Source organism: Kosakonia sp. ML.JS2a (assembly GCF_025642095.1).
In the GTDB taxonomy this organism is placed as follows: domain Bacteria; phylum Pseudomonadota; class Gammaproteobacteria; order Enterobacterales; family Enterobacteriaceae.
The window spans coordinates 5,203,927-5,222,814 of the sequence record NZ_CP106754.1; the positions used below are offsets into that span (position 1 = coordinate 5,203,927).

At 53.1% G+C, this 18,888-nt stretch carries 16 protein-coding genes; 12 read left to right on the forward strand and 4 right to left on the reverse strand.

Annotation, left to right across the window (positions count from 1 at the left end):
• Nucleotides 1–48: 48 nt before the first annotated feature.
• Genes atpG through N7922_RS24550 form a run of 3 tightly spaced genes read left to right on the forward strand, consistent with a single transcriptional unit; the run spans nt 49 to nt 2,761 of the window.
• On the forward strand, nt 49–912 hold the full coding sequence (atpG, locus tag N7922_RS24540; protein ID WP_263098664.1) for a F0F1 ATP synthase subunit gamma: 864 nt from the start codon (nt 49–51) through the stop codon (nt 910–912).
• Between the two features lie 26 nt (nt 913–938).
• Nucleotides 939–2,321, forward strand: a complete 1,383-nt coding sequence (atpD, locus tag N7922_RS24545; RefSeq protein ID WP_263098665.1) for a F0F1 ATP synthase subunit beta — start codon at nt 939–941, stop codon at nt 2,319–2,321.
• 20 nt (nt 2,322–2,341) lie between these two features.
• Nucleotides 2,342–2,761 (forward strand): F0F1 ATP synthase subunit epsilon, encoded by a 420-nt coding sequence (locus N7922_RS24550; RefSeq protein ID WP_061499604.1) that lies wholly within the window; start codon nt 2,342–2,344, stop codon nt 2,759–2,761.
• A 337-nt stretch (nt 2,762–3,098) separates the two neighbouring features.
• On the opposite strand, the gene N7922_RS24555 is transcribed toward N7922_RS24550, so the two are convergent.
• Complete coding sequence (locus N7922_RS24555; RefSeq protein WP_263098666.1) at nt 3,099–5,219, reverse strand: right-handed parallel beta-helix repeat-containing protein; 2,121 nt, start codon at nt 5,217–5,219, stop codon at nt 3,099–3,101.
• A gap of 344 nt (nt 5,220–5,563) precedes the next feature.
• Here N7922_RS24555 and glmU point away from each other — a divergent pair, with 344 nt between their 5' ends.
• From glmU to N7922_RS24575, 4 genes are all read left to right on the forward strand, one after another.
• Nucleotides 5,564–6,934 (forward strand): bifunctional UDP-N-acetylglucosamine diphosphorylase/glucosamine-1-phosphate N-acetyltransferase GlmU, encoded by a 1,371-nt coding sequence (gene glmU / locus N7922_RS24560; protein WP_263098667.1) that lies wholly within the window; start codon nt 5,564–5,566, stop codon nt 6,932–6,934.
• Nucleotides 6,935–7,128: 194 nt separating this feature from the next.
• The gene (glmS, locus tag N7922_RS24565; RefSeq protein ID WP_263101001.1) at nt 7,129–8,958 is read left to right on the forward strand and encodes a glutamine--fructose-6-phosphate transaminase (isomerizing); all 1,830 of its coding nucleotides are present in this window, start codon (nt 7,129–7,131) and stop codon (nt 8,956–8,958) included.
• Between the two features lie 225 nt (nt 8,959–9,183).
• A complete protein-coding gene (locus tag N7922_RS24570; RefSeq protein WP_263098668.1) occupies nt 9,184–11,442 on the forward strand; it encodes a type VI secretion system Vgr family protein in 2,259 nt (752 codons plus the stop codon).
• A gap of 12 nt (nt 11,443–11,454) precedes the next feature.
• Complete coding sequence (locus tag N7922_RS24575) at nt 11,455–11,796, forward strand: hypothetical protein (RefSeq protein ID WP_263098669.1); 342 nt, start codon at nt 11,455–11,457, stop codon at nt 11,794–11,796.
• A gap of 47 nt (nt 11,797–11,843) precedes the next feature.
• On the opposite strand, the gene N7922_RS24580 is transcribed toward N7922_RS24575, so the two are convergent.
• On the reverse strand, nt 11,844–12,233 hold the full coding sequence (locus N7922_RS24580; RefSeq protein WP_263098670.1) for a hypothetical protein: 390 nt from the start codon (nt 12,231–12,233) through the stop codon (nt 11,844–11,846).
• A 440-nt stretch (nt 12,234–12,673) separates the two neighbouring features.
• On the opposite strand from N7922_RS24580, the gene pstS reads away from it, so the two are divergent.
• The 5 genes from pstS to phoU all read left to right on the forward strand — a co-directional run bounded on the left by pstS (nt 12,674) and on the right by phoU (nt 17,309).
• Complete coding sequence (gene pstS, locus N7922_RS24585) at nt 12,674–13,714, forward strand: phosphate ABC transporter substrate-binding protein PstS (RefSeq protein ID WP_263098671.1); 1,041 nt, start codon at nt 12,674–12,676, stop codon at nt 13,712–13,714.
• Between the two features lie 127 nt (nt 13,715–13,841).
• A complete protein-coding gene (pstC, locus tag N7922_RS24590) occupies nt 13,842–14,801 on the forward strand; it encodes a phosphate ABC transporter permease PstC (protein WP_263098672.1) in 960 nt (319 codons plus the stop codon).
• Nucleotides 14,801–15,691, forward strand: coding sequence for a phosphate ABC transporter permease PstA (gene pstA, locus N7922_RS24595; RefSeq protein ID WP_263098673.1), 891 nt, complete (start codon nt 14,801–14,803; stop codon nt 15,689–15,691). The genes pstC and pstA overlap by 1 nt, the downstream gene beginning before the upstream one ends.
• A gap of 48 nt (nt 15,692–15,739) precedes the next feature.
• Nucleotides 15,740–16,513 carry a phosphate ABC transporter ATP-binding protein PstB gene (gene pstB / locus N7922_RS24600; RefSeq protein WP_061499637.1) on the forward strand — a complete coding sequence of 258 codons (774 nt, stop codon included), beginning with the start codon at nt 15,740–15,742 and terminating at the stop codon, nt 16,511–16,513.
• 70 nt (nt 16,514–16,583) lie between these two features.
• Nucleotides 16,584–17,309 (forward strand): phosphate signaling complex protein PhoU, encoded by a 726-nt coding sequence (gene phoU, locus N7922_RS24605; protein WP_088236958.1) that lies wholly within the window; start codon nt 16,584–16,586, stop codon nt 17,307–17,309.
• Between the two features lie 41 nt (nt 17,310–17,350).
• Here the strand turns inward: phoU and N7922_RS24610 are convergent, their stop codons facing one another.
• Together N7922_RS24610 and cbrC are read right to left on the reverse strand one after the other, a co-directional pair.
• Nucleotides 17,351–18,253 carry an ADP-ribosylglycohydrolase family protein gene (locus N7922_RS24610; RefSeq protein WP_263098674.1) on the reverse strand — a complete coding sequence of 301 codons (903 nt, stop codon included), beginning with the start codon at nt 18,251–18,253 and terminating at the stop codon, nt 17,351–17,353.
• A 22-nt stretch (nt 18,254–18,275) separates the two neighbouring features.
• On the reverse strand, nt 18,276–18,863 hold the full coding sequence (gene cbrC, locus N7922_RS24615) for a PF03691 family colicin E2 tolerance protein CbrC (protein ID WP_263098675.1): 588 nt from the start codon (nt 18,861–18,863) through the stop codon (nt 18,276–18,278).
• Nucleotides 18,864–18,888: the final 25 nt, after the last annotated feature.

The following is an 18,888-nucleotide window of genomic DNA, read 5'->3' on the forward strand; positions in this document are numbered from 1 at the left end:
TCTGGCGGCTTGTCTTAGGGCAGGCCGCAAGGCATTGAGGAGAAGCTCATGGCCGGCGCAAAAGAGATACGTAGTAAGATCGCAAGCGTCCAGAACACGCAAAAGATCACTAAAGCGATGGAGATGGTCGCCGCTTCCAAAATGCGTAAATCGCAGGATCGCATGGCGTCCAGCCGTCCTTATGCAGATACCATGCGCAAAGTGATTGGTCACCTTGCGAACGGTAATCTGGAATATAAGCACCCTTACCTGGAAGAACGCGACGTTAAACGCGTGGGCTACCTGGTGGTGTCGACCGACCGTGGTCTGTGTGGTGGTTTGAACATTAACCTGTTCAAAAAACTGCTGGCGGATATGAAAGCATGGTCCGATAAAGGCGTTCAAAGCGAACTCGCGATGATCGGCTCTAAAGGCGTGTCTTTCTTTAATTCCGTAGGTGGCAACGTTGTCGCTCAGGTAACCGGCATGGGAGATAACCCTTCCCTGTCCGAACTGATCGGCCCGGTAAAAGTCATGTTGCAAGCCTACGACGAAGGTCGTCTCGACAAGCTTTATATTGTTAGCAACAAATTTATCAACACCATGTCTCAGGCTCCGACCATCACTCAACTGCTGCCGTTACCGGCTGCAGAAGATGAAGAGTTGAAGCGTAAATCCTGGGATTATCTGTACGAACCCGATCCGAAAGCGCTGCTGGATACGCTCCTGCGTCGTTACGTTGAATCTCAGGTTTATCAGGGTGTTGTGGAAAACCTGGCCAGCGAGCAGGCCGCACGTATGGTGGCGATGAAAGCCGCGACCGACAATGGCGGCAGCCTGATTAAAGAGCTGCAGTTGGTATACAACAAAGCTCGTCAGGCCAGCATTACTCAGGAACTCACCGAAATCGTCGGTGGTGCATCCGCGGTATAACCAGGTTAATTCGTAGAGGATTCAAGATGGCTACTGGAAAAATTGTCCAGGTAATCGGCGCCGTAGTTGACGTCGAATTCCCTCAGGATGCCGTACCGCGCGTGTACGATGCTCTTGAGGTTAAGAATGGTAACGAGACGCTGGTGCTGGAAGTTCAGCAGCAGCTGGGCGGCGGTATCGTACGTACCATCGCCATGGGTTCTTCTGACGGTCTGCGTCGCGGTCTGGAAGTTACCGACCTTGCACACCCGATCGAAGTCCCGGTAGGTAAAGCAACACTGGGTCGTATCATGAACGTGCTCGGTCAGCCGATCGACATGAAAGGCGACATCGGTGAAGAAGAGCGTTGGGCTATTCACCGCGCAGCGCCGTCCTATGAAGAGCTGTCCAGCTCTCAGGAACTGCTGGAAACAGGCATCAAAGTTATCGACCTGATGTGTCCGTTCGCGAAGGGCGGTAAAGTCGGTCTGTTCGGTGGTGCGGGCGTGGGTAAAACCGTAAACATGATGGAGCTGATTCGTAACATCGCGATCGAGCACTCCGGTTACTCTGTGTTTGCGGGCGTGGGTGAACGTACTCGTGAGGGTAACGACTTCTACCACGAAATGACGGACTCCAACGTTCTGGACAAAGTATCCCTGGTTTACGGCCAGATGAACGAGCCGCCGGGAAACCGTCTGCGCGTTGCGCTGACCGGCCTGACCATGGCTGAGAAGTTCCGTGACGAAGGTCGTGACGTTCTGCTGTTCGTCGACAACATCTACCGTTATACCCTCGCCGGTACTGAAGTATCCGCACTGCTGGGTCGTATGCCTTCAGCAGTAGGTTACCAGCCGACGCTGGCGGAAGAGATGGGTGTTCTGCAGGAACGTATCACTTCCACCAAAACCGGTTCTATCACCTCCGTGCAGGCGGTATACGTACCTGCGGATGACCTGACTGACCCGTCGCCAGCCACCACCTTTGCGCACCTTGACGCAACCGTGGTACTGAGCCGTCAGATCGCGTCTCTGGGTATCTACCCGGCCGTTGACCCGCTGGACTCCACCAGCCGTCAGCTGGATCCGCTGGTTGTGGGTCAGGAACACTACGACACCGCGCGTGGCGTACAGTCTCTGCTGCAACGTTATCAGGAACTAAAAGACATCATCGCCATCCTCGGTATGGATGAGCTGTCTGAAGAAGACAAACTGGTGGTAGCACGCGCACGTAAGATCCAGCGCTTCCTGTCTCAGCCGTTCTTCGTAGCGGAAGTGTTCACCGGTTCTCCGGGTAAATACGTTTCCCTGAAAGACACCATCCGTGGCTTTAAAGGCATTATGGAAGGCGAATACGATCACCTGCCGGAGCAGGCGTTCTACATGGTTGGTTCCATCGAAGAAGCTGTGGAAAAAGCCAAAAAACTTTAACGCCTTAATCGGAGGGTGATATGGCAATGACTTACCACCTGGACGTCGTCAGCGCAGAGAAACAGATGTTCTCTGGTCTGGTCGAGAAAATCCAGGTAACGGGCAGTGAAGGTGAACTGGGGATTTTCCCGGGGCACGCACCGCTGCTCACCGCCATTAAGCCTGGTATGATCCGCATCGTTAAACAGTTCGGTCATGAAGAGTTTATCTATCTGTCCGGCGGCATTCTTGAAGTGCAACCGAGCAGCGTGACCGTTCTGGCTGATACCGCTATTCGTGGCCAGGATCTCGACGAAGCGCGAGCCCTGGAATCGAAGCGTAAAGCAGAAGAGCACATTAAGAGCTCTCACGGTGACGTGGATTACGCTCAGGCGTCTGCGGAGCTGGCGAAAGCCATCGCGAAACTGCGTGTTATCGAGTTGACTAAAAAAGCGATGTAACACCGGCTTGAACGTTAAAAAGCCAGTCTGGTTTCCAGGCTGGCTTTTTTTATGGTTGCGTTTCAGAAAAAATGGAACTGAAAACGTGTTTTATTATTTTGTGATGCACATCACAAAAATATTGATCGGTTAAAAAATGAGGCGTAGACTTCTTTTATGTGAGGTCCATCACAAAAATCAACTCTGACAAAATCAGGAAGCCATCATGAAACTGATCAACAAAATCATCGCTCTCTTCAGCAACATGAACATCTCTTTCGGGACGTTCAACCACTAATCTGCTGACCTGCTGAGTGGCGCCGCGCTTACCGTAGTGTGATAAGCGAGCGCCATCTGGCTATATCTTCAGTTCCGCCAGCACCGCTTTACTGTCCACTTCTTGCTGTAATGTATTCACGCTTTTGCCGTTGACGATAAAGTAGTTCGTCGCGTCAATATTCCCCACCACCGCATCATCATACTGCCCGGCGTTACTGCGTACGGAAATGTTGCCCTTAAACACGCCTTGCGTGGAGGCATCACCGTAAGGACTGGGGCGGAAGATAAAGTTAAAGCGTTGGTTATCCGCAGCAATATTGTTTTCCACCACCAGCTTGCCAGGGTTAAAGTTATCGGTGAAACCGTCCAGATGGTTGCCGGTTGCTTTGCTGTTGCGAACCTGATGAGCGACGGGCTGCCCTTCTCCTCCCAGTTTAAAACCGTTGCTGGTGTTATTGCTGGCAATTGAATTCTCGATCACCACAACACCGTTACCGCCATCTTCAATCTTGTTGAACAGATCAAAACCGTCGTCGATGTTGTCGTGGGAGTAGCATCTTTCCAGTTTATTCCCGTCACCTACGCGCATTTTTACGGCAAAACCGTCGGCGTTTATTTTCCCCGGATCTTCATTACCCCAGGACTCGGAATCGATCACGCGGTTGTTGCTCGCCCATAATGGCCGACCAATATTTTCCGGCGAAGAAATTTGAATACCGGTATCGTCATTACGCCAGGCGACCACCTTTTCGATCAGGTTGTGACTGCCCTGCACGCGCAAGCTCTTGTCTGTGATTTCAATTCCCTTGATATGCCAGTAGCTGGCATCCAACAGTAACCCGTGAATAACCACTTTACCGTCGGCTTGCAGCGTCTTCAGTTTCCCCTGCAATCCGCTGGCGGTAAGCGGTATTTCTGTTCGCGCATAATCCCCCGCTTTCAGTGCCAGGGTGCCGCCAGGCGGCAGCAAATTGATGGCGGTGGCTAAATCCAGCGGTGAGGCCGCCGTACCTTCACCATCCGTTTTTCCGTCGGCTGCGACATGGATTGTTGCAGCGGTTGTTGCGGTTGCTCTCTCTACGTTTATTGTCTGTGTAACCGGGGTTTTGTCATCGCCGCTGGTGGGGGTAAAGGTCAACACAAACGCTGATGTGTCACCTGAAAGCGTGGTGGGGAGCGTGTACATCTCACCCGCTTTTACGGGTTTATCATTACCGATCACCACTTCGTTTTGCCGCACAGTAAACAGACCATCATAGTTGGCGCGTGCCTGAACGGTGTATTTTTCGCTGATACTTTGCGCAGGCGAGGCTATCTGCACAACAACAGGCAACGGTTTGGCCTGCCAGGGTTTGGATGCCACGGTCCGGGCTTTGCTGGTGGTCAGAGAGGCGTCGGAGACGGTGATTTTGGCATTACGTGAGGCAAAGAAACCAACGTAATACTGCTCGCTGTTCTGTACCGAAATCAAATCGGCATGAGGGATTGTCTGGCTTACCCACTTATCGCTTCCCTGGGGCGCCCATGCGCTAATAAACCCGTCATTGGTACGCTCGAGTTTTAAGCGAAAGGTGGGCGTCTGGCGAAGATCCACCTCTTCCTGGTAACTTTTTTTAGTGATTGCTGCACCCGCGTCACCCCATGGGTGGCTGATCCCTTCGCGGGCGATCGCCTGCATTTTCACGCGGAAATGATCTTTCTTATCCTGCGTCATGATGGCGTTCATCACCATATTGGATGCCGCCGGGAACTCCTCATATCCCTCTTTCAGCGGCTGTTGGCGCGGGTTGCCGATAACATCGCGAACCAGTAAGCCAGCCCCTTCTTGCGCCGCCGGTTTGGCACCATTTTCCGGGCCGAATTGGTCTACGGTGACGGTGGCCTGCAAGACAAAATTTTCGCCGGTAGGTAGGGTGGTGTAAAAGTAGGTCAGGCCATCATGAGAGTTCGCAATTTTACCGCCACGGCTTTCGAGTGTGACGGGTTTGGAAAGATCGGCCTGGTCCGCAACGGAAAGTGTCTTGCCATCGATAGTCACATCATTAACGCCTACCTTTTCCGGCAGAACGTTAGAAGAAAAATTCACATCTGTAGATTGCCCGAAAGCAATGGCCCGCCATACAGGAGCCGGTGCGGCCAGTACAGAAGCGGAGATAAGTGAGCTGCAAACGGTTAAGGCGAGAGGTATTTTATAATTCATTTTATGCTCCTGATTGATCATTGCCCGCCATTATTACCAGGATGAAACGCTGTTTCTTTTTTGTGCGTCACACTCTTTAATGATCAAAACGGCGTTTTGTTTTTGCGTAATCTTTATTCAGGATAAAAAAAAACAGCTAACCCTTTGTATAAATTAGTGACAGAGAGGAACGTCGCTAATTTTCAGTGACAAACGCATTTACTCTGCCGTTAAAATAGCCTCCAAATGCGCAGTAACAGTGGATGTTGAGCGTTTCAGCAACACTCCATTTCATGCTGCAAAATATGTAGTATTTTCAACGCTAAAGAGTTTAACTTCTCACTCAAATGACAGTCAGGACGCGTATGTTGAACACAAAAATGAGTGTGGTGATCCTTGCCGCGGGCAAAGGCACACGCATGTATTCCGATCTCCCGAAAGTGCTGCATACCCTTGCAGGGAAGTCGATGGTCCAGCATGTCATTGATGCTGCTAAAAATCTTGGCGCAAATAACGTTCATCTGGTTTATGGTCATGGCGGCGATCTGCTGAAAGACACGCTACGCGACGATAAGCTCAACTGGGTGCTGCAAGCCGAGCAACTGGGCACCGGCCATGCGATGCAGCAGGCCGCTCCGTTCTTCGCTGATGACGAAGACATTTTGATGCTCTATGGCGATGTCCCGCTGATTTCCGTTGATACGCTGCAACGCCTGCGTGAGGCCAAACCGCAGGGCGGTATTGGGTTGTTGACGGTGAAACTCGACGATCCCACCGGTTATGGCCGGATTACGCGTGAAAATGGCGTGATTACCGGAATTATCGAGCAGAAAGACGCCAGCGAAGCTCAGCGTCAAATCCAGGAAATCAATACCGGTATTCTGGTCGCCAACGGCGGCGATCTGAAGCGCTGGCTCAGTCAACTCACCAACAACAATGCTCAGGGTGAATTCTACATCACCGACATCATCGGTTTTGCCCACCAGGAAGGGCGTGAAATTACCGCCGTTCATCCGCAACGCCTGAGCGAAGTGGAAGGGGTGAACAACCGTCTGCAGTTGTCGCGTCTGGAGAGAGCTTATCAGGCTGAACAGGCTGAGCGGCTGCTGCTGGCGGGCGTTATGCTGCGCGATCCGGCGCGCTTCGACCTGCGCGGCGCGCTGGAGCACGGGCGGGATGTGGAGATCGATGCTAACGTCATTATTGGAGGGCACGTCAAACTCGGCCATCGTGTGAAGATTGGCGCAGGCTGCGTGATTAAAAACAGCGAAATTGGCGATGATTGCGAAATCAGTCCTTACAGCGTCGTGGAAGATGCCCGGCTGGAAGCGGCGTGCACTATCGGTCCCTTCGCGCGTTTACGCCCGGGCGCCGAACTGCTGGCCGGCGCGCATGTTGGCAACTTCGTTGAAATGAAAAAGGCGCGTCTGGGCAAAGGTTCTAAAGCGGGTCATCTGACCTACCTGGGCGACGCGGACATTGGCGATAACGTGAATATCGGCGCCGGGACAATCACCTGCAACTACGACGGTGCGAATAAGCACAAAACCGTGATTGGCGATGATGTGTTCGTCGGCTCTGACACGCAGTTAGTGGCGCCGGTTACGGTGGCCAAAGGCGCCACCATTGCGGCAGGCACGACGGTCACGCGCAACGTGGGCGAAAATGAACTGGTGTTAAGCCGCGTGCCGCAGGTGCAGAAACCAGGCTGGCGTCGCCCGGTGAAGAAGAAATAACCCGTATTTCCATGCCGGATGAGCGTAGCGCCACCCGGCAAGCATTCAGGGATGAGGGGAAAGATAATTCCTCCGCCCGCAAAGCAGTACCTATAAAAATAACCCCACTCTCTACAAGGCTCGGGGCGTCCGGAAACGGGCATACAGGTTGACCGACAACAAAAGGCGTCATGCCAAAATCGGAATCTAAAAATATGTGTGGAATTGTTGGCGCAGTCGCGCAGCGTGATGTTGCAGAAATCCTTCTCGAAGGTTTACGTCGTCTGGAATACCGTGGATATGACTCTGCCGGTCTGGCAGTGGTCGATGCAGAAGGTCACATGACCCGCCTGCGTCGTCTCGGTAAAGTGCAGATGCTCTCTCAGGCAGCGGAAGAACACCCGTTGCACGGTGGGACTGGTATTGCTCACACGCGCTGGGCGACCCACGGTGAACCTTCTGAAGGCAACGCGCATCCGCATGTTTCAGACCATATTGTCGTGGTGCATAACGGCATCATCGAGAACCACGAACCGCTGCGCGAAGTGTTAAAAGCGCGCGGATATGTGTTTGTGTCTGAAACTGACACCGAAGTGATCGCACACCTGGTGCACTGGGAACTGGAACAGGGCGGCACCCTGCGCGAAGCCGTTCTGCGCGCCATTCCTCAGTTGCGCGGTGCATACGGGACGGTGATCATGGATACCCGCGATCCCAGTACGCTGCTGGCCGCACGCTCCGGTAGCCCGCTGGTTATCGGCCTCGGCATGGGGGAAAACTTTATTGCCTCCGACCAGTTGGCGCTCCTGCCTGTGACCCGTCGCTTTATCTTCCTGGAAGAGGGGGATATCGCAGAAGTTACCCGTCGTACGGTTGTTGTTTTCGATAAATCAGGCGCGCAGGTGAAACGCCCGGATATTGAATCCAGTCTGCAATACGATGCGGGCGATAAAGGCATTTATCGTCACTACATGCAGAAAGAGATCTTTGAACAGCCGAACGCCATTAAAAATACCCTGACCGGTCGTATCAGCCACGGCGAAGTGGATCTGAGCGAACTGGGGGCGAATGCCAACGAACTGTTGTCGAAAGTTGAACATATCCAGATCGTTGCCTGCGGAACCTCCTATAACTCCGGTATGGTCTCCCGTTACTGGTTTGAAGCGCTGGCCGGTGTGCCGTGCGATGTGGAAATCGCCTCTGAATTCCGCTACCGCAAATCGGCGGTGCGTCGCAACAGCCTGATGATCACCCTTTCCCAGTCCGGCGAAACGGCGGATACGCTGGCTGCGCTGCGCCTGTCGAAAGAGCTGGGCTACCTTGGTTCGCTGGCGATTTGTAACGTTCCGGGTTCATCACTGGTGCGTGAATCCAACCTGGCGATGATGACCAATGCCGGCACTGAAATTGGCGTAGCATCCACCAAGGCTTTCACCACACAGCTCACGGTTCTGCTGCTGCTGGTGGCGAAACTGAGCCGCCTGAAAGGGCTTGATGCGTCTATCGAGCACGACATCGTTCATGGTCTGCAGGCGCTGCCGAGCCGTATTGAGCAGATGCTGTCGCAGGATAAACGCATTGAAGCGCTGGCGGAGGATTTCTCCGACAAACACCATGCGCTGTTCCTGGGGCGTGGCGATCAGTATCCGATTGCGCTGGAAGGCGCGCTGAAACTGAAAGAGATCTCCTATATTCACGCAGAAGCGTATGCGGCGGGCGAACTGAAACATGGCCCTCTGGCGCTGATTGATGCCGATATGCCGGTGATTGTGGTTGCGCCGAACAACGAACTGCTGGAAAAACTGAAGTCGAATATCGAAGAGGTTCGCGCGCGCGGTGGCGTGCTGTATGTCTTTGCCGATCAGGATGCCGGTTTCACCAGCAGCGACAACCTGCATATCATTGAAATGCCGCATGTTGAAGAGATGATCGCGCCGATTTTCTACACCGTGCCGCTGCAATTGCTGGCGTACCACGTTGCGTTGATCAAAGGCACTGACGTTGACCAGCCGCGTAACCTGGCGAAATCCGTCACAGTAGAATAATCCGATAATGCGGCGCTGACGCCGTTACGGTCTGCGGTTTAACCGTACTGTAAACAAATCCGGTCATGCTTTTTAAAAAGCATACCGGATTTTTTTTATGGTCAGCCTGAGAGACGCATTACCGGAATCAGACATTGCGCGGAATGTTCCGCGGCTGGCTATCTCTGCTGGAGCACTTGCCGCTCCTTTGTTTCGCATACCGTTGAAGCTGCCCGGAGATGATCAATGTCTTCCCGCATAACCGTCAAACTTACCGCCGCGCCGGACCTGCTTTTCTGGAAAATGGCCGGCAGTGAATCCCTCTCTGAACCCTTTGAATATCAGCTCACCGTACTCGGGGAAGATGCCCGAACAGACAGAAGCCAGATATTGGGGCAATCCGTCAGCGTTGAAATACCGGGCCAGGGCACGCTTGCAACACGTTATCTCAACGGAAAAGCCACCAGCGTGGCGGTCGCTTCCGTAGAGCTTTCCGGGCAGCGTTACGCGGCTTATCAGCTCACCGTTGAGTCGGATCTCTGGCCGATGCGTCTGGAGCGAAATATGCGTATTTTTCAGGCGCAGACGGTTCCGCAAATCGTCCAGACCCTGCTGACGGAACATGGGGTGAAGCTGGATAATCAGCTCACAGCCAGTTATCGAATCTGGGAGTATTGCGTGCAGTATCAGGAAAGCAGCCTGGATTTCATCCGACGCTTGATGGAGCTGGAAGGCATCTCCTGGTATTTTCGCCACACAGCAGATAGCCATACGCTGGTGCTCACCGACGCCGGTTCTGCGTTTCCTGCGGCAGATGGTTATGACGTCATCCCCTATATACAGACCCCGGCTGGCGGCGTGGCGGATGTTGAAGGCATTAGTCAGTGGTCGATGGAAGATCGCGTCACGCCGGGTATTTTCAGTACCGAGGATTACGACTTCCGTAAACCGAATGCCTGGCTTTTCCAGGCACGCCAGAACCCTGCGTCGCCGTCGCCTGGCCGTATTGATGTGTATGAATGGCCGGGGCGTTTTGTTGAGCAAAACGACGGGGAATATTATGCCCGCATCAAACAGGAACGCTGGCAGGTTGATCACCAGCAGACCACGGGAACAGCCACCGCGATAGGCATTGCGGCCGGGCATACCTTTCAGCTCATTAACGCCCCTTTTACGCAGGATAATGGCCGCTATCTGGTGACAAAAACCTGGTTGCAGTTGGAAGAAAACCGCTATGCCAGCGGTGATGAGGGTGACAGTTCCCGGTTGATTAGCTTTAGCGTGATCCCGGCTTCTCTGACCTGGCGACCGGAGCAAAAAACTGCCTGGCCGCGAACATATGGCCCGCAAACCGCTCGTGTGGTAGGCCCTGAGGGGGAACCGATCTGGACCGACAAATACGGGCGGGTAAAAGTGAAATTCCACTGGGACAGGCTGGGGAAAAGCGATGAAACCAGCTCATGCTGGGTGCGTGTATCCAGTGCGTGGGCCGGTCAGGGATTTGGTGGCGTTCAGATCCCCCGCGTTGGCGATGAAGTGGTGATTGATTTTATCAACGGCGATCCCGATCGCCCGATGGTGACCGGGCGCGTGTATAACGAGGCGAATATGCCGCCCTGGGCACTGCCCGCTGCCGCAACGGTAATGGGGTTTATGACGCGCTCGAAAACCGGGAATTGCGATAACGCCAGCTATCTGCTGTTTGAAGATAAACTCGGATCTGAGCGGGTGGATTTGCACGCGGAAAAGGACATGAATGTCTCGGTCGAAAATAATCAGGTAATTACGGTCGACGGTAACCGTAGCCTGACCGTACTGGGTGAGCTTGATGATGAGGTGACGAAACGCGCTGGCTTCAAATACCATGCGACGCGCACCACGGAAGTAACGGATAAAGAGACCCGAACGGTAGGCAATGGAGAGGAAACCTCCATTACGAATGGCCGCGTGATGCGGGTAACCAGCGGTGGTGAAACGGTGACGGTAAAAGGCAACCGCACGGAGGATATTGACGGGACCTCATCGCAGCATATTACCGGTCTGGTGAGCTATACCTTTGATAACGGCGTCTCGTCATTTATTACCGGCTCCCGACAAGAGACGATTTCGCAAAACCTGAGCCAAACTATCACCGGCAATAACATCACAACCATCGAAGGGGCGTGGACCCAGAAAATAGCGCAGGGCGCGACAATCTCTTCCCCTAAACTGATCACCATTGCGAGTGATGAAAAGGTGCACATTAAAACGCCACAAGCGCTTGAATATAAAGACCATAAAGAGACGGTTTCCCTGTTTTCTTTTGATTTTACAGCCCTGAAGGTGGTCACTGAGGGCGCGTCGTTTACGGCTACTGCGATCAGCAAGGTAGGATTAACTAATCTGAAGTTCGACAAGTCGGCTTTTGATTTAGCCTCCAGCGAGGGCCGGGTGGCGTTTACCCATGCGATGATGCAATACGGTCAGGTGATGGCCTCGGTTCATGGCTTAACGATGTTTATGTAAGGGATTGATTAAATGAAGTTTGTTATCATTTTTTCGGTAGTATTTATCGTCGGTATGATTGCTTATATCGTCTATCTTTTTAACCGTGACCATAAGATCCAGACACAGGGTCGTGAATTGCAGGCTACCGTCGAAGAGGTCAGCTACATCAGCTCAAATGACAATGGCACCATTAACATCAAGTATCGGCTCGCGTTGCCGGAAGGGGCGGCCACCCGTTCCGTGGAGGGGAAAGAGACCATTTCTGCCTTTAACGCATCAAAAATACAGAAAGGCAATAAAGTGGATATTAAGTATCTGGACGATCAACACATTCTGTTTATGTTTGATAAACAGCAAGCGCCTGGCAGCTAGCCGCAGCCATAAAAAAAAGAGGTTGCCCGATGGCAACCTCTCCTGACTTATTTCACCCTACGGCTCAGATCATCAAGCTTGTTTTCCAGCGAACTGATGCTGCGTTGCATGTCATCAACTTTACGGCTTAATTCATCATTGCGTCTTTGCAGGTTTTCCCTGTCCCGCCCCATTTCCGAGAGCATTTTTTTCATATCAGAGATGTCTTCTTTTTGTTTTGGCATATATTCCTGAATGTCTCTGAGTTTACTTACGCTCAGGTAATCCGAGGGGACGATAGTTGCATTACCCGTGTCATGTTCTGTGCCCTGCAAAACCATTACCGAATCAGACTGATAACCCGAGGAGCCAAGAGACACGGGTCTGTCGGCAGCATGCCCGTATGTGGCTGGAAGAAACGAAAGCAATCCGATAGCAACAGCAACTGATTTAATCATCATCATTCCTTAGGGTTTAACGTGTTACATCAACAAGGGTCCGACTTCGTAGGTATATAAATACGAAACCAGGGGCTTGTCTGCTACCTGTTCCTGGTAGCCCTTGCTCGCCGAAAATCGGTGGCGGATGATTGCTAAATCAATGGGAAAGGGATCGTGGGCTGGGGGCGAGATAATTGCGTTTTTTCTGGAAACGCTTTATGACAAATCCTGATTTTCAGCTACGTTTGGATTGTCATAAAAAGAAAATATGCGTGTAATGAAGATGTGGTGAATGAAGTTTATTTCATTGATTTATAATGATTTTTAATAATTCGGCAATGATATTTCTTCGCTGTCATTAAACAGTAACAATCATTGCATATAACTGTCATCAAAGTGTCCTATTTTGCTCCGAGTAGCAACTCAAACAACGATTTACGAATCTTGCAGGAGACATTATGAACGTTATGCGTACCACTGTCGCAACTGTTGTCGCCGCGACCTTATCTCTGAGCGCTTTTGCCGCCAATGCCGCGGCAAGCCTGACCGGTGCTGGTGCAACTTTCCCTGCGCCGGTGTATGCCAAATGGGCTGATACCTACCAGAAAGAAACGGGTAATAAGATCAACTACCAGGGTATCGGTTCTTCTGGCGGCGTGAAACAAATTACGGCTAAAACGGTTGATTTCGGTGCTTCCGACGCCCCGCTGGCTGATGACAAACTGGCTCAGGAAGGCCTGTTCCAGTTCCCGACCGTAATCGGCGGTATCGTACTGGCTATCAACGTCCCGGGCATTAAATCCGGCGAGCTGGTGCTGGACGGTAAAACGCTGGGCGATATCTACCTGGGCAACATCAAAAAATGGGATGACGCAGCGATTGCGAAACTCAACCCAGGCCTGAAACTGCCTGCGCAGAACATCGCTGTTGTGCGTCGCGCTGATGGTTCCGGCACCTCTTTCGTCTTCACCAGCTACCTGGCGAAAGTCAACGAAGAGTGGAAATCCAAAGTAGGTTCTGGCTCCACTGTTAACTGGCCGACCGGTCTGGGCGGTAAAGGCAACGACGGTATCGCTGCATTCGTACAGCGTCTGCCGGGTTCCATTGGTTATGTTGAATATGCTTACGCTAAGCAGAACAACCTGGCCTACACCAAACTGCTGTCTGCAGATGGTAAAGCGGTTAGCCCGACTGAAACCAGCTTCTCTAACGCCGCGAAAAATATCGACTGGAGCAAATCCTTTGCTCAGGACCTGACTAACCAGAAAGGCGCGGATGTGTGGCCAATCACCTCCACCACCTTCATCCTGGTGCATAAAGAGCAGGCTAAACCGGAGCAAGGCGCTGAAGTCCTGAAATTCTTCGACTGGGCTTACAAAAAAGGCGGCAAACAAGCGAACGAACTCGACTACGCTACGCTTCCGGAAAGCGTTGTGACTCAGGTTCGCGCTGCATGGAAAGCGAATGTGAAAGACAGCAGCGGTAAAGCGCTGTACTAATTGCAGATTATTGAAGAATATGGCGAGTGGCGCTTACACCACTCGCCTTACAGATTCTCTGTAGGCCCGTAAGCACAAGCATGCGCCTGCGGGCAAATTCGTAAGACGTTAAACTGAAGAGTAATTTATGGCTGCAACCAAGCCGGCATTTAACCCTCCGGGAAAAAAAGGCGACATGATTTTCAGCGCACTGGTAAGACTGGCTGCGCTGATTGTGTTATTGCTGCTCAGCGGCATTATTGTGTCTCTGATTTTCTCCGCCTGGCCAAGCATTCAGAAGTTTGGTTTCTCATTCTTGTGGACCAAAGAGTGGGATGCTCCGAATGACATTTACGGTGCGCTGGTACCGATTTACGGCACTATTGTCACCTCGCTTATCGCCCTGCTGATCGCGGTTCCGGTGAGTTTCGGCATCGCGCTGTTTTTGACCGAGCTGGCGCCAAACTGGCTCAAGCGCCCGCTGGGTATTGCGATTGAGCTGCTGGCGGCCATCCCCAGTATCGTCTATGGCATGTGGGGCTTGTTTATCTTCGCTCCGCTGTTCGCCACCTATTTCCAGGAGCCGGTGGGCAATGTGCTCTCCAATATCCCGTTTGTTGGCGCTCTGTTTGAAGGCCCGGCGTTCGGTATTGGCATTCTGGCTGCTGGGGTGATCCTCGCGATTATGATTATTCCTTACATTGCGGCAGTCATGCGCGATGTGTTTGAACAAACGCCGGTGATGATGAAAGAGTCGGCGTACGGCATTGGCTGCACCACCTGGGAAGTGATCTGGCGCATTGTACTGCCGTTCACGAAAAATGGGGTGATTGGCGGCGTTATGCTGGGTCTGGGCCGCGCACTGGGTGAAACCATGGCGGTAACCTTTATCATCGGTAACACCTACCAGCTCGATAGCGCTTCGCTGTTTATGCCGGGCAACAGTATCACTTCCGCGCTGGCGAACGAATTCGCCGAAGCGGAATCCGGTCTGCATGTTGCCGCGCTGATGGAGCTGGGGCTGATCCTGTTTGTGATCACCTTTATCGTGCTGGCCATTTCTAAAGTGATGATCCTGCGACTGGCGAAAAACGAGGGGGCGCGCTGATGGCAACGCTGGAAATGCAAAGCACGGTGCAGTTAGCCGAATCGCGCCGCAAAATGCAGGCGCGTCGTCGCATGAAAAACCGTATCGCCCTGACGCTGTCGATGGCGACCATGGTGTTTGGTCTGTTCTGGCTGGTCTGGATCCTGTTTTCTACCGTATCACGCGGCTTTGATGGCATGTCTTTGGCGCTGTTCACTGAAATGACGCCGCCGCCGAATACGGCGGGCGGCGGTCTGGCGAACGCCCTGGCGGGCAGCGGTTTGTTGATTCTGTGGGCAACCGTCATCGGTACGCCGCTGGGCATTATGGCGGGGATTTATCTGGCCGAGTATGGCCGTAAGTCGCTGCTCGCCGAAGTGATCCGCTTTATCAACGATATCCTGTTATCTGCGCCTTCTATTGTGGTGGGGCTGTTTGTTTACACCATTGTGGTCGCGCAAATGCAGCACTTCTCCGGCTGGGCTGGCGTGATCGCGCTGGCGCTGTTGCAGGTGCCAATCGTTATCCGCACCACGGAAAACATGCTGAAACTGGTGCCGGATAGCCTGCGTGAAGCGGCGTATGCGCTGGGAACGCCAAAATGGAAGATGATCGCGGCGATTACCCTGAAAGCCTCCGTTTCCGGGATTATGACCGGTGTGCTGCTGGCGGTTGCGCGTATTGCGGGTGAGACCGCACCGCTGCTGTTTACTGCGCTCTCTAACCAGTTCTGGAGCACCGACATGATGCAGCCTATTGCTAACCTGCCGGTGACGATTTTCAAATTCGCCATGAGCCCGTTTGCCGAATGGCAAGAACTGGCCTGGGCCGGGGTACTGATTATCACTCTCTGTGTACTGTTGCTGAATATTCTGGCGCGCGTCATTTTCGCGAAGAGTAAACACGGTTAATTTTTTGCGACGCGGCGATAAGCGGCGTCGAGTTGAGGAAAGAGATAAATGAGTATGGTTGATACGACGCCGGGCAAAATTCAGGTTCGCGATTTGAACTTCTATTACGGCAAATTCCATGCACTGAAAAACATCAGCCTGGATATCGCTAAAAATCAGGTGACGGCGTTTATCGGGCCGTCAGGCTGCGGCAAGTCCACGCTGTTGCGTACCTTTAACAAGATGTTTGAACTCTATCCGGAGCAGCGCGCCGAAGGCGAAATCCTGCTGGATGGCGACAACATCCTCACCAATACCCAGGATATCGCGCTGTTGCGTGCAAAAGTGGGCATGGTGTTCCAGAAGCCGACGCCGTTCCCGATGTCGATTTACGACAATATCGCCTTTGGCGTGCGCCTGTTTGAGAAGCTCTCCCGCGCCGATATGGACGAACGTGTGCAGTGGGCTTTGACCAAAGCCGCATTATGGAACGAAACCAAGGATAAACTGCACCAGAGCGGGTACTCTCTCTCCGGTGGCCAACAGCAGCGTCTGTGCATTGCGCGCGGTATCGCCATTCGCCCGGAAGTGCTGTTGCTGGATGAGCCGTGTTCAGCCCTTGACCCGATTTCAACGGGGCGCATTGAAGAGCTGATCACTGAGCTTAAAGAGGATTACACCGTCGTGATCGTCACCCACAACATGCAGCAGGCTGCGCGTTGCTCCGATCATACGGCGTTTATGTACCTCGGCGAGCTGATTGAGTTCAGCAATACGGATGATCTGTTCACCAAGCCGAAGAAGAAACAAACCGAAGACTATATTACCGGGCGCTACGGTTGATATGCCCGAACCGCAAAGGTGTAAAAACCTTGTTTTAACGTGAAATCTGTCGGGCATTTGGAGTTGAACCATGGACAACCTCAACCTTAACAAACATATCTCCGGGCAGTTCAACGCTGAACTGGAAAGTATCCGCACTCAGGTAATGACCATGGGTGGGATGGTGGAGCAGCAGCTTTCTGATGCGATCACCGCAATGCACAACCAGGACAGTGAGCTGGCAAAGCGCGTTGTCGAAGGTGATAAACAGGTCAACATGATGGAAGTGACCATCGATGAAGCCTGCGTGCGTATTATTGCCAAACGCCAGCCTACGGCGAGCGACCTGCGCCTGGTGATGGCAATTATCAAAACCATTGCTGAGCTGGAACGTATTGGCGACGTGGCGGATAAAATCTGCCGTACCGCGCTGGAGAAGTTTTCGCAGCAGCACCAGCCTTTGCTGGTGAGTCTGGAGTCGTTGGGCCGCCACACCGTGCAAATGCTGCATGATGTGCTGGATGCCTTCGCCCGCATGGATCTGGATGAAGCCGTGCGTATCTACCGCGAAGATAAAAAAGTGGATCAGGAATATGAAGGCATCGTGCGTCAGTTAATGACGTACATGATGGAAGATTCCCGCACCATCCCGAGCGTACTGACCGCTCTGTTCTGCGCCCGCTCTATCGAGCGTATTGGCGATCGCTGCCAGAATATTTGCGAATACATTTTCTACTTCGTGAAGGGACAGGATTTCCGTCATGTTGGCGGCGATGAGCTGGATAAGCTGCTTGCCGGGAAAGATCCGAAAGAGTAATGCTGTAATATCACCCCCTCGCGACGGAGGGGGTGAGGGTTTCAGGCTGATTTCACCAGCAGTTTTCTCGCCAGATTATCGATATCCTCGTACTGCCACAGTTTATCGCGCCAGCGTTGCGGAATACCGTTCACGCCGTAATACGCGCCAGCTAGCTGCCCGACAATCGCGGCCGTGGTATCGGCATCGTCGCCAAGATTAGTGGCCAGCAGAATTGTTTCCTCAAAATCACTGCCCTTTGCGAAACACCAGAGCGCGGCTTCCAGGCTCTGTACGCAATAGCCGGTACCCAGGATCTCCGCTCGCGTTTTCTGCAAATAGCGGCCTTCTGCAATGTAGCGCAGCTTTTCTTGCTGCGGCAGTTGCGGGATATTCGCCAGGATCTCCTGCTTACTCATACCGCTCAGCGCATTGATCAGCATCTGTGCGAACAAGCGGCAACTGGCGACGGCTTCCGGGGCAGCATGGGTGGTGCGCGAGGAAGCTTCGGCATACTCCAGCGCCTGCGGCGCATCCGGAAAATACCACAGCACAACGGGAGCAAGACGCATCAATGAACCGTTTCCGGCCGTGCGCGGATCGCTGGAGCCGGCAAATGGTTCGCCATCGCTGGCGAATTTTTGCAGCGCCCCGGCAACGGTCATACCGATATCAAAACAGTGGCCTGTGGAGCTGAAATAGCCCCACTTCCACCAGTTGATATAACGGTTCATCTGATCTCTGGCATCAAAACCCCGGCTGGTCGTCAGGCTTTCCGCCAGGCACAGGGCCATGGACGTATCATCTGTCCACTGCCCGGCCTGTAGGTGAAACGGGCCGCCGCCCACCATATCCGTTACCGGGGGAAAACTATCTTTCGGGCTAAATTCAACGGTGGTGCCCACGGCATCCCCGGCCGCCAGGCCGAGAAGCGCGCCCTGGTAGCGCGCAAGTAACTCAGGCATCATATGCTCCTCAGGCACTCAGTCAGGAGAAATCCGCCCACAGGCGTAGTTTCCCGCAATGCAGGCAGCGGAAGAGGTAACCCTGGCAGTCACCACCATCGAGAAGGTATTCAGGCAGTTTCTCGTAGTCCATGCCAAACGCATTGCAGTCGGCTTTCAGGTCGGCAAACTGATCGAGTTTATCGGCAATTTCTTTCCAGCCGACGTAACCCACAAAAGCGCAGAAGTCGTTGCAGTGCGCCAACCAGTACTCCTGTTGCCAGCCGCAGTAACCCGGCGTGCGTTCCGTCAGTTCAACGAGACGGTCTTCCGGCCAGGGATTTTTGAAACCGGTGAATTCGCCGTCGTTGTCGTACTCCGCTTCAACGCCATCAACACTGGATTCGTCCTGAAAACTGCCGCCAAACTTTTGCGCGGCTGCGCCATCCGCAATGCACCACGGGCAAAGGTAATCGATCTCTTCGGTGGTGTAGAACGGATTGGTGTAATAAATCCCGGTCGGCTGCTGACAGCAGGCGCAGGTGACCGTTTTGTCATCAGAAAACACCCCGGTGTCCAGGGGATGAGGGTGGTATTTAAAGACCGGAAGCGGTCGGGTTGCCTGTGCCATAAAAACGTCCTGTTTAGTGGTTTGG

Coding starts and splice junctions, on each gene's coding strand:
- pstS (WP_263098671.1), top strand. CDS start 12,674: ATGAACGTTATGCGTACCACTGTCGCAACTGTTGTCGCCGCGACCTTA.
- N7922_RS24550 (WP_061499604.1), top strand. CDS start 2,342: ATGGCAATGACTTACCACCTGGACGTCGTCAGCGCAGAGAAACAGATG.
- N7922_RS24555 (WP_263098666.1), bottom strand. CDS start 5,219: ATGAATTATAAAATACCTCTCGCCTTAACCGTTTGCAGCTCACTTATC.
- pstC (WP_263098672.1), top strand. CDS start 13,842: ATGGCTGCAACCAAGCCGGCATTTAACCCTCCGGGAAAAAAAGGCGAC.
- atpG (WP_263098664.1), top strand. CDS start 49: ATGGCCGGCGCAAAAGAGATACGTAGTAAGATCGCAAGCGTCCAGAAC.
- N7922_RS24580 (WP_263098670.1), bottom strand. CDS start 12,233: ATGATTAAATCAGTTGCTGTTGCTATCGGATTGCTTTCGTTTCTTCCA.
- glmU (WP_263098667.1), top strand. CDS start 5,564: ATGTTGAACACAAAAATGAGTGTGGTGATCCTTGCCGCGGGCAAAGGC.
- N7922_RS24610 (WP_263098674.1), bottom strand. CDS start 18,253: ATGCCTGAGTTACTTGCGCGCTACCAGGGCGCGCTTCTCGGCCTGGCG.
- phoU (WP_088236958.1), top strand. CDS start 16,584: ATGGACAACCTCAACCTTAACAAACATATCTCCGGGCAGTTCAACGCT.
- atpD (WP_263098665.1), top strand. CDS start 939: ATGGCTACTGGAAAAATTGTCCAGGTAATCGGCGCCGTAGTTGACGTC.
- N7922_RS24575 (WP_263098669.1), top strand. CDS start 11,455: ATGAAGTTTGTTATCATTTTTTCGGTAGTATTTATCGTCGGTATGATT.
- pstA (WP_263098673.1), top strand. CDS start 14,801: ATGGCAACGCTGGAAATGCAAAGCACGGTGCAGTTAGCCGAATCGCGC.
- pstB (WP_061499637.1), top strand. CDS start 15,740: ATGAGTATGGTTGATACGACGCCGGGCAAAATTCAGGTTCGCGATTTG.
- cbrC (WP_263098675.1), bottom strand. CDS start 18,863: ATGGCACAGGCAACCCGACCGCTTCCGGTCTTTAAATACCACCCTCAT.
- N7922_RS24570 (WP_263098668.1), top strand. CDS start 9,184: ATGTCTTCCCGCATAACCGTCAAACTTACCGCCGCGCCGGACCTGCTT.
- glmS (WP_263101001.1), top strand. CDS start 7,129: ATGTGTGGAATTGTTGGCGCAGTCGCGCAGCGTGATGTTGCAGAAATC.